Origin of the sequence: Frateuria sp. (genome assembly GCF_035943815.1) — a bacterium.
Taxonomy (GTDB): Bacteria; Pseudomonadota; Gammaproteobacteria; order Xanthomonadales; family Rhodanobacteraceae; genus Frateuria_A.
This window is the reverse complement of the sequence record NZ_DASZBU010000012.1, coordinates 225,233-238,184: the sequence shown is the minus strand read 5'-3', so window position 1 is coordinate 238,184 and position 12,952 is coordinate 225,233. Positions and strand designations below refer to the sequence as shown.

General features: G+C 68.5%; 11 protein-coding genes. 8 read left to right on the top strand and 3 right to left on the bottom strand.

The features are described 5' to 3' along the window. The first annotated feature begins 71 nt into the window (after window positions 1–71). From VGU65_RS08585 to hflD, 3 genes are read left to right on the top strand one after another with little or no spacing between them, the layout of a single operon-like run. Window positions 72–560, top strand: a complete 489-nt coding sequence (locus VGU65_RS08585; RefSeq protein ID WP_327474671.1) for an NUDIX hydrolase — start codon at window positions 72–74, stop codon at window positions 558–560. Next, window positions 557–1,669, top strand: a complete 1,113-nt coding sequence (gene mnmA / locus VGU65_RS08580) for a tRNA 2-thiouridine(34) synthase MnmA (RefSeq protein ID WP_327474670.1) — start codon at window positions 557–559, stop codon at window positions 1,667–1,669. Before VGU65_RS08585 ends, mnmA begins: the two co-directional genes overlap by 4 nt. A gap of 19 nt (window positions 1,670–1,688) precedes the next feature. Next, window positions 1,689–2,312, top strand: a complete 624-nt coding sequence (gene hflD, locus VGU65_RS08575) for a high frequency lysogenization protein HflD (RefSeq protein WP_327474898.1) — start codon at window positions 1,689–1,691, stop codon at window positions 2,310–2,312. 67 nt (window positions 2,313–2,379) lie between these two features. Here the strand turns inward: hflD and VGU65_RS08570 are convergent, their stop codons facing one another. Beyond that, on the bottom strand, window positions 2,380–3,291 hold the full coding sequence (locus tag VGU65_RS08570; protein WP_327474669.1) for a LysR family transcriptional regulator: 912 nt from the start codon (window positions 3,289–3,291) through the stop codon (window positions 2,380–2,382). A 252-nt stretch (window positions 3,292–3,543) separates the two neighbouring features. On the opposite strand from VGU65_RS08570, the gene acnA reads away from it, so the two are divergent. Beyond that, window positions 3,544–6,222, top strand: a complete 2,679-nt coding sequence (gene acnA / locus VGU65_RS08565) for an aconitate hydratase AcnA (RefSeq protein ID WP_327474668.1) — start codon at window positions 3,544–3,546, stop codon at window positions 6,220–6,222. A gap of 155 nt (window positions 6,223–6,377) precedes the next feature. Here the strand turns inward: acnA and VGU65_RS08560 are convergent, their stop codons facing one another. Continuing rightward, complete coding sequence (locus VGU65_RS08560; protein ID WP_327474666.1) at window positions 6,378–6,728, bottom strand: hypothetical protein; 351 nt, start codon at window positions 6,726–6,728, stop codon at window positions 6,378–6,380. A 187-nt stretch (window positions 6,729–6,915) separates the two neighbouring features. Between VGU65_RS08560 and VGU65_RS08555 the strand changes: the two genes are divergently transcribed. After that, window positions 6,916–8,601: an AMP-binding protein gene (locus tag VGU65_RS08555; RefSeq protein ID WP_327474664.1), complete on the top strand. Its 1,686-nt coding sequence runs from the start codon at window positions 6,916–6,918 to the stop codon at window positions 8,599–8,601. 40 nt (window positions 8,602–8,641) lie between these two features. Here VGU65_RS08555 and VGU65_RS08550 read toward each other — a convergent pair whose 3' ends face one another. Then, complete coding sequence (locus VGU65_RS08550; protein WP_327474662.1) at window positions 8,642–9,010, bottom strand: PilZ domain-containing protein; 369 nt, start codon at window positions 9,008–9,010, stop codon at window positions 8,642–8,644. A 731-nt stretch (window positions 9,011–9,741) separates the two neighbouring features. Here VGU65_RS08550 and VGU65_RS08545 point away from each other — a divergent pair. Genes VGU65_RS08545 through VGU65_RS08535 form a run of 3 tightly spaced genes read left to right on the top strand, consistent with a single transcriptional unit; the run spans window position 9,742 to window position 12,945 of the window. Beyond that, window positions 9,742–10,644 carry a segregation and condensation protein A gene (locus tag VGU65_RS08545; protein ID WP_327474660.1) on the top strand — a complete coding sequence of 301 codons (903 nt, stop codon included), beginning with the start codon at window positions 9,742–9,744 and terminating at the stop codon, window positions 10,642–10,644. Window positions 10,645–10,672: 28 nt separating this feature from the next. Next, window positions 10,673–11,533 (top strand): SMC-Scp complex subunit ScpB, encoded by an 861-nt coding sequence (gene scpB, locus VGU65_RS08540; RefSeq protein ID WP_327474658.1) that lies wholly within the window; start codon window positions 10,673–10,675, stop codon window positions 11,531–11,533. Then, window positions 11,530–12,945, top strand: a complete 1,416-nt coding sequence (locus VGU65_RS08535; protein ID WP_327474656.1) for a pseudouridine synthase — start codon at window positions 11,530–11,532, stop codon at window positions 12,943–12,945. Before scpB ends, VGU65_RS08535 begins: the two co-directional genes overlap by 4 nt. The last annotated feature ends 7 nt before the right edge of the window (window positions 12,946–12,952 follow it).

The following is a 12,952-nucleotide window of genomic DNA, read 5'->3' as shown; positions in this document are numbered from 1 at the left end:
TCGCGCCGCCGTGCAGGCTGCGCCTCAGCTAGGTGATGGCACAATGACGCATTTCCAGCCCCCGTCTCCCGATGCCCGTCTCTTCCGCAGCCTCGTTCGTCTGGCGCCCCCACGTCACCGTCGCCTGCGTGGTGGCGAAGGGCGAGCGCTACCTGATGGTCGAGGAAGAGGTCGATGGCCGGCTCGTCTACAACCAGCCGGCCGGCCACCTGGACGACGGCGAAAGCCTGCTCCAGGCCGCCGTGCGCGAGACGCTGGAGGAAACCGGCTGGGCCGTGCAGCCCGAGTGCTTCCTGGGCGTGCACCAGTGGCGCAGCACCGAGCATGGCGAGGGCGTGGTGCGCTTCAGTTTCGCGGCGCGACCGCTGGCGCACGATCCTACGCGCCGGCTGGACGTGGGCATACGCCGCGCCTTGTGGATGGGTCGCGGCGAAATCGCCGATCTTGGCCCGCGCCTGCGCAGCCCGATGGTGCTGCAGAGCATCGATGCCTGGCTCGCCGGCCGGCGCTATCCGCTGGAGGCGTTGTCCAGCCTGCTCGCGGAGTCGGCACGGCCATGAAGGTGATGCTGGGCGTCTCCGGCGGCGTCGATTCCTCGGTCGCCGCGCTGCTGCTGCAGCGGGCCGGCCACGAGGTCGAAGGCCTGTTCATGCAGAACTGGGAGGACGACGGGCAGAGTGGCCCCTGCACCGCGGATGCCGACCGCAAGGACGCGCTGGCCGTATGCGGGCGCCTAGGTCTTCCGTTCCACGTACGCAATTTCGCCGCCGAGTACTGGCGGGACGTGTTCGAGCATTTTCTTTCCGAATACCGCGCCGGCCGCACGCCCAACCCGGACGTGCTTTGCAACCGCGAGATCAAGTTCAAGACCTTCCTGGACGAGGCGCGCGCACTGGGCGCCGAAAAGATCGCCACCGGCCACTACGCGCGGGTCGACTACCGCGACGGGCACTACCGCCTGCTGCGCGCGCTCGACGCGGCCAAGGACCAGACCTATTTCCTGCACGCACTGGGCCAGCAGCAACTGGCGGCCACCCTTTTCCCGGTCGGCGAGATCGAGAAGACTCAGGTGCGCGAACTGGCGCGCACGGCTGCGCTCCCGACGCATGCGAAGAAGGACTCCACCGGCATCTGCTTCATCGGCGAACGCGACTTCCGCAGCTTCCTCGCCCGCTACATTCCGGCGCGGCCCGGCGAGATGCGTACGCCCGAGGGCGCCCTGGTGGGGGAACACCAGGGCACCATGTATTACACGCTCGGCCAGCGCAACGGCCTGGGTATCGGCGGACGCCAGGGCCGCAGCGGCGAGCCGTGGTACGTGGTCGGCAAGGACGTGTCCGCCAACGTGCTCTACGTGGCACAGGGCGGCGAAAGCCACTGGCTGCAATCGCGGCGCACGACGGCCCATGCGCCCGGCTGGGTGGCGGGCGCCCCCCCTTCGACATCCTTCCGCTGCACCGCCAAGACCCGCTACCGCCAGGCCGACCAGGCCTGCGAGGTGCAGGTGGAAGCCGATCGGCTGGAGGTGCGCTTCGACGATCCGCAACGCGCGGTCACGCCAGGCCAGTCGGTGGTCTTCTACGCCGGCGAAGCCTGTCTGGGTGGCGCCGTGATCGCTGCCACCGATGCGCCCTTCGGCGGCCTTCCCCCCATGCCAGCAGGAACCTGACGTGCTCGACACCTTCGCCATCAACGAACCGCGCGTGCTCGCGCTGGCCGGCCTGTTCCAGGCGGTGGGCCTGGCGCAGCAACTAGCCAACCAGGGGCGTTGCGACGAGACGGCGATGGAGGCCAGCGTGGCCAGCGTTTTCCGCATCGATGCGCCTTCGGTGTCGGCCGTCTACGGCGGCGTGGGTGGCGTGCGGCTGGGCCTGCGCCACCTGATCGGCCAACTGGACGACGGCAGCCGCGACATGGCGCTCACCCAGATGGCGGTCACCGTGATGCGGCTCGAGCGCAGCCTGGCACGCCGGCCCGAACTCACCGCGAAGCTGCAGGAAGGCATCCTCGCCACGCGCCGCCAGGTCGAGCATTTCGGCCAGGATTCGCCGCAGGTGATCCGCCGCCTGGCCGACGTGTACGCCTCGACCCTGTCCACCCTGAGCCCGCGTGTGATGGTCAACGGCCATCCCCAGCACCTGCAGCAGCCGACCGTGGTGGAGAAGGTGCGCGCGAACTTGCTGGCGGCCGTGCGCTCGGCGGTGCTGTGGCGGCAGGTCGGCGGGCGCCAATGGCAGATCGTGCTCAACCGTAGGCAATGCAGCATGCTGGCGCGCGGCCTGCTGACCGGGGCGACGCTGGACAACGGCTGAGGCTGCCGCGGGCCACGGAGGTCCGGCTTCCGACCGCCCTCCACCCGCAGTCGCGTGAGGCGCGAGCTCAGTCCTCCGGTGGCACCCTGAGCCCCGGCCGTCCGCGCGCCACCTCCTGCAGCAACGCGGCGAACGCCTGGATGTCTGCCAGCCATGGCGACGCCTCGCGCCAGTACAGCGCGATCTCGCGCCCCGGCGCGGTGCCCTGGACGTGTGCCAGCGTGAGCTCCGGCATCGAGGCCAGCCGCTCGCGCGCCAGCGCCGGCACCAGCGCGTAGCCGCCACGCAGGGCCACCAGCGCCGCCAGGCTTTCCAGGCTGACGTCCTGCACGTGGCCGCCCTGCCCGTCGATGCCGCCGGGGTGGCTCTCGGCCATCAGCGTGGCTTCCGCCTGCTCCAGTTCGGCCAGCGCGACGCTGGCGCGGCCGGCCAGCGGGTGGTCTGCGCGGAACATCACTTCCCATGGCTCGAAGAACAGCGGACGCGTGGCGATGCCGCTGGCCGCGGCAACCGTCGGCGCGAGCACCGCATCCAGCTCGCCCTCGTGCAGGCGCCGAAGCAGGCCGCGCGGCTTGCCTTCGGACAGGCTCAGCCGCGCGGCCGGGAAATGCTGCGGGAACGGCTCGATCAGGTGCGGCAGAAGATAGGGACCGAGCGAGGCCGGCACGCCCAGCCGCAGCTCCCCGCCGAACGCCACCGTGCCGGCACGGGCCGCCTGCTGCAGGTGCTCGGCTGCCGCCAGTACGGCCTCGATCCGCTCCAGCAGGCGCTGCCCGCCTGCGGTCGGCACGACGCGACGTCCGCCTCGCTCGAACAGCGGCGCGCCCAGCGCCTGCTCGACCTTCTGCACCTGGTGCGATAGACCCGATGGGCTGATGTGCATCGCCCGGGCGGCGCTGTTGAAGCTGCCGTGCCGGTGCACCGCCTGCACCAGCGCCAGGTCGCGCAGGGATACCGCCGAGAGCGCCGTCGAAATCATCGAATGCAGCCTGCCACCAAATGCGTTTGTGCGGCGGCGGGTGCCGTCGCAAGCTATGCCGAGTCAGCTTTCCATCGCCGCCGCTCCCGCAGCCGGCCGATTCTAGCTGCCCCGGCCGCTTCGCCGCTTCGCCCGCATTCGACGCCCTGCCTTGCCGGCACGCGTACGGGCGGATTTGCGATAATCGCGATCTTTGCGCGGGTGCGACCGACGCCCTTCCGTTCCGCCTCAGCTTCAGCCAGGAGTTTCGTCATGAAAGACACGTTCAACGTCCGCGACAGCCTCGAGCTAAATGGCCAGCGCTACGCGTACGCCAGCCTCGCCAGGCTCGGCGAGCGCTTCGACCTCAAGCGCCTGCCCTACTCGATGAAGATCCTGCTGGAGAACCTGCTGCGCCACGAGGACGGCCTGAACGTGACGTCCAGGGAGATCGAGGCGGTCGCCCAGTGGGACGCCAAGGCCGAGCCGGACACCGAGATCTCCTTCATGCCGGCGCGCGTGCTGCTGCAGGACTTCACCGGCGTGCCCTGCGTGGTGGACCTGGCCGCGATGCGCGACGCGGTGGTCAAGCTCGGCGGCGACGCCACCCAGATCAACCCGCTGGCGCCGGCGGAGCTGGTGATCGACCACTCGGTGCAGGTCGATGCCTACGGCTCCGCGTCGGCGCTGGAAAAGAACGTCGAGATCGAGTTCGAGCGCAACCATCAGCGCTACTCGTTCCTGCGCTGGGGCCAGAAGGCCTTCAACAACTTCAAGGTGGTGCCGCCGCGCACCGGCATCGTGCACCAGGTGAATCTGGAGCATCTGGCGCGCGTGGTGTTCACCGCGAACAAGGATGGCCAGCTGTGGGCCTATCCGGACACCGTGTTCGGCACCGACTCGCACACCACCATGGTCAATGGCCTGGGCGTGCTGGGCTGGGGCGTGGGCGGCATCGAGGCCGAAGCGGCGATGCTGGGCCAGCCCTCGTCGATGCTGATCCCGCAGGTGGTGGGCTTCAAGCTCACCGGCAAGCTGTTCGAGGGCGTTACCGCCACCGACCTGGTGCTGACCGTCACCCAGATGCTGCGCAAGCTTGGCGTGGTGGGCAAGTTCGTCGAGTTCTTCGGCGACGGCCTGAAGCACCTGCCGCTGGCCGACCGCGCCACCATCGCCAACATGGCGCCCGAGTACGGTGCGACCTGCGGCATCTTCCCGGTGGACCAGGAGGCGCTGAACTACCTGCGCCTGTCCGGACGCGAGGAATCGCAGATCGCGCTGGTGGAGGCCTACGCCAAGGCGCAGGGCCTGTGGCACGACGAGACCACCCCGCACGCCGAGTTCACCACCACGCTGGAGCTCAACCTCGCCGACGTGCGCCCATCCATGGCCGGCCCCAAGCGCCCGCAGGACCGCGTGCTGCTCGAAGGCGTCAAGCAGAGCTTCCACGACGTGGTCGGCCCGCTCACCGCCAACCGCAAGGCCGGCGGCGGCAGCGTCGGCGCGCAGAAGGACGGCGAGAACTTCACGCTGAAGGACGGCTCGGTGGTGATCGCCGCGATCACCTCCTGCACCAATACCTCCAACCCGGCGGTGATGCTGGGGGCCGGCCTGGTCGCCAAGAAGGCGGCCGCCAAGGGCCTGAAGGCCAAGCCGTGGGTGAAGACCTCGATCGGTCCAGGCTCGCTGGTGGTCACCGATTACCTGGAAAAGACCGGTCTGCTGAAGGAGCTGGAGAAGGTCGGCTTCTACATCGTCGGCTACGGCTGCACCACGTGCATCGGCAACTCCGGCCCGCTGCCGGCCGAGATCAGCCAGGGCATCGGCGCCGGTGACCTCGCCGTGGCCTCGGTGCTCTCGGGCAACCGCAACTTCGAGGGCCGCGTGCATCCGGAAGTGAAGATGAACTACCTGGCCTCGCCGCCGCTGGTGGTCGCCTATGCGCTGGCCGGTACGCTGGACATCGACCTCACCCAGGACCCGATCGGCACCGGCAGCGATGGCCAGCCGGTGTATCTGAAGGACATCTGGCCGTCCAACAAGGAAATATCCGACACCATCGCCGGCGCCATCAGCCCGGCCATGTTCGAGAAGAACTACGCCGACGTGTTCAAGGGCGACAGCCGCTGGAACCAGATCGCCTCGCCGGACGGCGCGCTGTATCGGTGGGAGGATTCGACCTACATCAAGAATCCGCCCTACTTCGACGGCATGACCATGGACGTCGGCCAGGTGAGCGACATCCACGGCGCGCGCGTGCTCGGCCTGTTCGGCGACTCGATCACCACCGACCACATCTCGCCGGCCGGCTCGATCAAGAAGGACAGCCCGGCGGGCCGGTTCCTGATCTCCAAGGGCGTGGAGCCCAAGGACTTCAACTCCTACGGCTCGCGCCGCGGCAACGACGACGTGATGGTGCGCGGCACCTTCGCCAACATCCGCATCAAGAACCTGATGCTGGGCGGGGTCGAAGGCGGCTACACGCTGCACGTGCCGACCGGCGAGCAGATGGCGATCTACGATGCGGCCATGAAGTACAAGGCCGAGGGCACGCCGCTGGTTGTCATCGCCGGCAAGGAATACGGCACCGGCTCCTCGCGTGACTGGGCAGCCAAGGGCACGCTGCTGCTTGGCGTCAAGGCGGTGATCGCCGAGAGCTTCGAGCGCATCCACCGCTCCAACCTGGTCGGCATGGGCGTGCTGCCGCTGCAGTTCAAGAACGGGCAGAACGCGCAGTCGCTGGGGCTGACCGGCAAGGAGTCGATCGAGATCGTCGGCCTGGCCGGCGGCGAGTCGAAGGAAGCCAAGGTCGTCGCTACCGCCGCCGATGGCACGAAGAAGGAGTTCGCCGTGCATGTGATGCTGCTCACGCCGAAGGAGCGCGAGTTCTTCCGCCACGGCGGCATCCTGCAGTACGTGCTGCGCCAGCTGGCCGGCCGCAAGGCGGCCTGAGGCTTGGGCTAGTTGCAGGGAAAAGGCCGCCTCCGGGCGGCCTTTTCTTTTGCCCTTCCCGCCAGCCGAAGGCTCGGCCGGACGCGGCCGCCCCTTCCTCCCCCCTGCGAGGGGGGCAGGTAGATGCTCGCAGGCGCACGGCTGCAGGAGGTGCGCTATAGCTGGCGCGTCCACGTCGCGCTGTAGCAGCGCCACTCGCTCCCTTCCCGGCGCCACGCCGATGTCACCTGGTAGATCCCCGCCGCGTCCGGCAGCAGCCGGCTGCCCTGCGTGAGCGTCACGGTGAAATCAGCCACCAGCCGCTCGCCGCGCCTCTCGACCGAAATCGGCCCCAGCGTCGCGCCGATGCGCTCGCCGCGCAGGTGCGCGAGACGGACGAGGTTGGCGATGTCCTTGCGCCCCAGGCTGCCCTGGTTGCCCTCGAAGTCCTTGCCGAGCGGCTCGACCACGCCGCTCGCGTCGGTCTGTTCCGCAGCCTGCTGGGCGGAGGCGATGGCTTCGCGCACGCGCTCTTCGTCGGGCGTACGGTGGCAGGCCGCAAGAGCCGCCAGGAGACTGGCAAAGATCCATAAACCCAACTGTTTTCGCATGCGCGTATGTCCTCGAACCCGCGCCACGGCGCGGCTTGCCGCCGTGCGCGGGCGTATGCTCCAATGCCTTGGCCGCAAGGCCGACGGGGAACAGGAACACTACATGAGCAACGAGCGTCCGTGGCTGGCCCACTATCCGCATGACGTACCCGCACAGATAGACGTCGACGCCTATGCGTCCGTCGCTGCGGTGGTGGAAGAAGCCTTCGGAAAGTTCCGCGAGCGCCCCGCCTTCTCCAGCTTCGGCAAGGTCCTGAGCTACGGTGAGATCGACACGCTGAGCGGCCGGTTCGCCGGCTACCTCACCGGCGTGCTGGGCCTGAAGAAAGGCGATCGCCTCGCGATCATGCTCCCCAACGTACTGCAATACCCGATTGCGCTGTTCGGCGCGCTGCGGGCAGGGCTGGTGGTGGTCAATACCAACCCGCTCTACACCGCGCGCGAGCTCAGGCACCAGATGGAGGATTCGGGCGCCAAGGCGATCGTGGTATTGGACAACTTCGCCGCGACCCTGCAGGAAGTGCTGGCGCAGACACAGGTCGAGCACGTGGTCACCACCGGGATCGGCGACCTGCTCGGCTTCCCCAAGGGCGCTCTGGTCAACTTCGTGCTCAAGCACGTCAAGAAGATGGTGCCGGCCTATTCCCTGCCCAAAGCGGTACGTTTCCGCGAGGCGCTGGCGCAGGGCGCGGCCCATCCGATGCCGCCGGTCGCGCTCAACCACGACGACCTCGCCTTCCTGCAGTACACCGGCGGCACCACCGGCGTGGCCAAAGGCGCGATGCTCAGCCACGGCAACATGGTGGCCAACATGCTGCAGGCCAGCGCCTGGATCGGCGACCTGGCCAAGCCCGGCGAAGAGGTGATCATCACCGCGTTGCCGCTCTACCACATCTTCTCGCTGTGCGCGAACGGCCTGGTGTTCATGCGCCTGGGCGGCCTCAACTGGCTGATCACCAACCCGCGCGACATGCCCGGCTTCGTCAAGGAACTGAAGAAATCCGGCTTCACCGCGCTCACCGGCGTCAACACGCTGTTCAATGGCCTGCTCAACACGCCCGGCTTCGCCGAGCTGGACTTCTCCCGCCTGCACCTGACCCTTGGCGGCGGCATGGCCGTTCAACGTGCGGTCGCCGAGCGCTGGAAGAAGACCACCGGCTGCACGCTCGCCGAGGCCTACGGCCTGACCGAAACCTCGCCCGCGGTATGCATCAACCCGCTGGACCTGACGGACTACAACGGTTCGATCGGCCTGCCGGTTCCCTCCACGGACGTGGCGATCTGGTCGGAAGACGACCACCCGCTGTCGACCGGCGAAGTAGGCGAGCTGATGGTGCGCGGCCCGCAGGTGATGAAAGGCTACTGGCAGCGCCCCGAGGAAACGGCCAAGGTGCTCGGTGTCGACGGCTGGCTGCACACCGGCGACATCGCGCGCATGGACGCGAACGGCTACGTCTATATCGTCGATCGCAAGAAGGACATGATCCTGGTGTCCGGCTTCAACGTGTATCCCAATGAAGTCGAGGACGTGGTCATGCAGCACCCGGGCGTGGCCGAGGTGGCCGCGGTGGGCGTGCCGGACGAACACTCGGGCGAGGTGGTCAAGCTGTTCGTGGTGCGCAAGGATCCCTCGCTCACCGCCGACGCGCTCAAGCAGTTCTGTCACGAGTACCTGACCGGCTACAAGCGCCCGAGGCTGATCGAGTTCAGAGATGCCCTGCCCAAATCCAACGTGGGCAAGATCCTGCGCCGGGAGCTGCGGGACGAACAGAAGAAGGCCACGGCCTGAGGGATGCCCACTTCAAGGCCAGCGAGCCATCCCGCCGACCTCACTCCTCCCGCCAGTGCTCCAGGATGTCCGCGTAGCCGCCCAGCAGGTTCCACAGCGGCACCTGCTTGTCTTCCGGAATGCGTGAATAGGCAAAGCCGATGTGGCGGTCGGAAATGCGCGCAACCGCTGCCTCCAGATGAATGTGCAGGTCGCGGCCGAAGATCATGTCCAGCACCCAGTTCTGCCCCAGTTCGCCCTGCCAGCCCAGCGGCCGGCGCAGCAGCGCGCCTGTGGCCGAAATATCCACCAGCTCGGTCGGGTGCGACTGCACGCCGTGGCTCATCAGCACGGTCGTCTCGATGCGCATGCGCGCCGGCCGCAGGAACTTCGGGCCCGACTCGTCCGCCACGTTGTCTTCGATCGTCATCTAGCTCCCCAAGCGAGGCGCGCCTGCGCCTCCTGCGACGTCCCTGCGATCGTACGACGCATCCGCCACTCATCGACAGGGCTGCTGGCGCCCGACCGCGATCTCCTTGCGACCAGAGCACGCAGCCTGCGCCGCGGTGAATCGGCCGGCGTCCTTCCGGGCACTGCGAAGCAAGTGCCGTGCCATCGTGGGAACCCCGCGGCACCATCCAGTAATCGACGAAGCATGCTGTCCAGGTGCCGTGCTCGGCGTCAGGCGGGACGCGTCGTGTCACAAGCTGCCCAAGCCACGCGGCCGATCCACGCCAGCCAACTCGCCGGCAGCCTGGCGCACACTGGACTTGCCGCGACGGTGCCGCTAACCTGTCGTCATGCGCGGATTCCAGCGTGCGCCGTGCCAGCCGTTCCGGCCACTGCGACACGTATCCCAGGCATCCGGCAGACCGATTTGAACCGTCCCTGGCGCAACGTCGCCATCCTGTCGCGCGTGCAAGCCAGGGCTCAAGTCCCGGCCTGGACTCGATGGCCGCCCGCCTGACCGAACCGCCAACCTGCGGCCTCGTCATGCGATATCGCGGCGACGGTTCCGGCCAGGGAAACGGCTAGCCAGCTGAACCGACTGCCGGCCCCGGGCCGCGGTCACGAGGGGATATCCGTCCGCAGGGCGCCACCCCGGGACGACCGCAGTTTTACGCATTGCCGGCCGCGTGAGCGGCCCCACGACATGCATTGATGAGCACAGATCCGCAGCAGCCGGTCCCACCACCGCAGGACGCCTTCGCGTCGATCCCACAGCAGCAGGAAATGCCGCTGGCGATCGTGCGCGGCGAACCGCTGTTGCAGATGCCGCAGGATCTGTACATACCGCCCGACGCCTTGGAAGTTTTTCTCGAGGCGTTCGAAGGCCCGCTCGACCTGCTGCTTTACCTGATCCGCCGGCAGAACCTGGACATCCTGGACATCCCGATTGCCGAGATCACCCGGCAATACATGGAATACATCGACATGATGCGGGACGTCATGCGGCTGGAGCTGGCGGCCGAGTACCTGCTGATGGCCGCGATCCTGGGCGAGATCAAGTCACGCCTGTTGCTGCCGCGTCCGCCTGCCGAGGAAGGCCTCGAGGACGACCCGCGCGCCGAACTGGTGCGCCGCCTGCAGGAATACGAGCGCTTCAAGAAGGCTGCCGAGGACATCGACACCCTGCCCCGCGTCGAGCGCGACACCGTGGCGGTCCACGCGGAAGTGGGCGAGCGCAACGTGGTCCGGCTGCCGCCGCCGCTGGACCTGAAGGAAATGCTGCTGGCGCTCAAGGACGTGATGCATCGCGCCGAACTGTTCGGCCATCACGCGATCAAGCGTGAGGCGCTCAGCGTGCGCCAGCGCATGGGCGAACTGCTGAGCCGGCTCGACGACGGCGCGTTCCACCGCTTCGAGAGCCTGTTCGACGTCAGCGAAGGGCGCCTGGGCGTGGTGGTGACCTTCCTGTCCATGCTGGAACTGGCCAAGGAAATGCTGGTGGAGATCGTGCAGGAAGCGCCACTGGCCCCGATCTACCTCAAGGCGAAGGCCTCGCTGTCCGAGGAAAGCGCCGAACTGCCGGACGACATGCCGGTTTCCGCCGCCGCCGAATAAGGCGCGGCCCACCCGAAAACCCTAGGCCATGCAGATCGAGCAACTCAAACCGATCATCGAAGCGGCCCTGCTCGCCGCCAGCCAGCCGCTCACCGTGGCACAGCTGGGCGAGCTGTTCGTCGAAGAGGACCAGATCGACCGCGAGGCGATCGCCCGTGCGCTGGAAGCGCTGGCAGAGGAGTGCGCCGGCCGCGGCATCGAACTGAAGGAAGTCGCCTCCGGCTTCCGCTATCAGGTGCGCCAGGAGGTGCATCCGTGGGTGTCGCGCATGTGGACCGAGAAGCCCAGCCGCTACTCGCGCGCCCTGCTCGAGACGCTGGCGCTGATCGCCTACCGCCAGCCGATCACCCGCCCGGAGATCGAGCAGATCCGCGGCGTGGTGGTGTCCTCCAACATCATCAAGACGCTGGAGGAGCGCGAATGGATCCGCGTGGTCGGCCACCGCGACGTGCCCGGCAGGCCGGCGCTGTTCGGCACCACCCGCGGCTTCCTGGACTACTTCAACCTCAAATCGCTGGACGAGCTGCCGCCACTGTCCGAGATCCGCGACATGGAAGACCCGCAACTGCGGCTGGACCAGGAGCCGCTGCCGCCACGAGTCATCAAGGATCTTCCGATCGACCCGGACGAAGCGGACGCCCAGGCCATCGCGGCCGAAGCACCAGGCGAGACCGCCACCACCATCGCCGAGGCCGACCGCGACGCGCTCGTCGACGAGGCACCCGCGCCTGTCGAAGCCGAGGCCGAACCGGCCGACGCCACCGAAACCACCACCGCCGCGTCGGATGACCCGGCACCCACCCCATCCGCCACTGCCGACGAGGCAGCAGCCCAGGCGGGCGTCGACGAAGACGCCGCCGAGCGGGACACCGAGGAGTACCGCGCATGACTGCGCCGCAGAAATCCGTCTTGACCCTCAAGCGCGAGACCCGCGCCGAGGCTACCGCCCCCGCCCTGGAAGAACGCCTGCACAAGGTGCTGGCCAATGCCGGCCTGGGCTCCCGCCGCATGCTGGAGCAGCGCATCCAGGCCGGCGAGGTCGAACTCAATGGTGCGCCGGCCGGCATCGGCGCCAGCGTCCACGCCGGTGACCGCGTGGTGCTCGACGGCAAGCAATTCGTGGTCGCCACCGACAATCGCGACGACACCGAGGTGCTGCTCTACCACAAGCCGGAAGGCGTGCTGACCACCCGCGACGATCCCGAAGGCCGCCCGACCGTGTTCGAGCAGCTACCGCGCCTGAAGGGCGCCCGCTGGGTCGCAGTGGGCCGTCTGGACATCAACACCACGGGCCTCTTGCTGCTCACCACCGACGGCGAGCTGGCCAATGCGTTGATGCATCCCAAGAGCGGGCTGGAACGCGAATACCTCTGCCGGGTGCACGGCGAGGTGCCCGACGAGGTGATCGAGAAGCTCAAGGCCGGCGTCGAGCTGGAGGACGGCCCCGCCCGCTTCGACGAGATCGCCATCATCAGCCGTGGCGGCAGCCACAGCTGGTTCCGCGTGGTGATCCGCGAAGGGCGCAACCGCGAAGTGCGCCGCCTGTGGGATTCCCAGGGCTTCCTGGTCAGCCGCCTCAAACGCATTCGCTATGGCACGGTGGAACTGCCGCGCACGCTGCGCCGCGGTGAAAGCGAGGCGCTTTCCGAAGAGGCGGTCAAGGATCTGCGCAAAGGCTGCGGCCTGGGCCCGGCCCAGCCGGCGCTCACGCTTAGTCCGGTGTTGCACCAGCGCCGTGCCAACCGCAGCGTCACCGAGTACCGTCCCGAACGCGGCGCCACCGGCGGCTGGAGCGGCGCCTACCAAGATGAGGCACGCGAAATCCGCGCGTTCGACCGCATCCGTGAGGAACCCGTGCGCGGCAAGCAGCAGCGTCGCCGGCCTGGCAAAGAGGTCAACGGCAACGTCGCCCGCCCCGAACGCCCGGCCAATCCGGGCCTGCGCAAGAACAAGCGCGGCGTGGCCCCGGGCCAGGAGTTGCCCTCGGTGCGCACGTGGTTTGCCGGCGAAAGCCGCGAAGGCACCGGCCGCGGGCACGGTGCCGGAAACAACCCGGCGGGTGGCAACCGGCGTGGCGGCAAGCCGGCCGGCGCCCGCCAAGGCGGCGAAGCACGCGGCGCCGGCAGCCCCTACGCGGGCTTCGGCGGCGGTGGCGGCAACCGTGGTAACCAGGGCAACCGGCAGGGCGCTACGCCGGGCCGGGGTGGGCGCCCGCAGAACCGTGGCAGCCGCCCGCCGGGCCATGGCGGGGGCGGTCGCCCGCAAGGCGGGCGTGGCGGCAACCGTCACGGCAACCGCTGATACGCCG

Excerpts from the sequence above, each read along its gene's own strand:
- VGU65_RS08535 (WP_327474656.1), top strand. The coding sequence starts at position 11,530 with ATGACTGCGCCGCAGAAATCCGTCTTGACCCTCAAGCGCGAGACCCGC.
- VGU65_RS08550 (WP_327474662.1), bottom strand. The coding sequence starts at position 9,010 with ATGACGATCGAAGACAACGTGGCGGACGAGTCGGGCCCGAAGTTCCTG.
- VGU65_RS08585 (WP_327474671.1), top strand. The coding sequence starts at position 72 with ATGCCCGTCTCTTCCGCAGCCTCGTTCGTCTGGCGCCCCCACGTCACC.
- mnmA (WP_327474670.1), top strand. The coding sequence starts at position 557 with ATGAAGGTGATGCTGGGCGTCTCCGGCGGCGTCGATTCCTCGGTCGCC.
- scpB (WP_327474658.1), top strand. The coding sequence starts at position 10,673 with ATGCAGATCGAGCAACTCAAACCGATCATCGAAGCGGCCCTGCTCGCC.
- VGU65_RS08545 (WP_327474660.1), top strand. The coding sequence starts at position 9,742 with ATGAGCACAGATCCGCAGCAGCCGGTCCCACCACCGCAGGACGCCTTC.
- VGU65_RS08570 (WP_327474669.1), bottom strand. The coding sequence starts at position 3,291 with ATGATTTCGACGGCGCTCTCGGCGGTATCCCTGCGCGACCTGGCGCTG.
- acnA (WP_327474668.1), top strand. The coding sequence starts at position 3,544 with ATGAAAGACACGTTCAACGTCCGCGACAGCCTCGAGCTAAATGGCCAG.
- VGU65_RS08555 (WP_327474664.1), top strand. The coding sequence starts at position 6,916 with ATGAGCAACGAGCGTCCGTGGCTGGCCCACTATCCGCATGACGTACCC.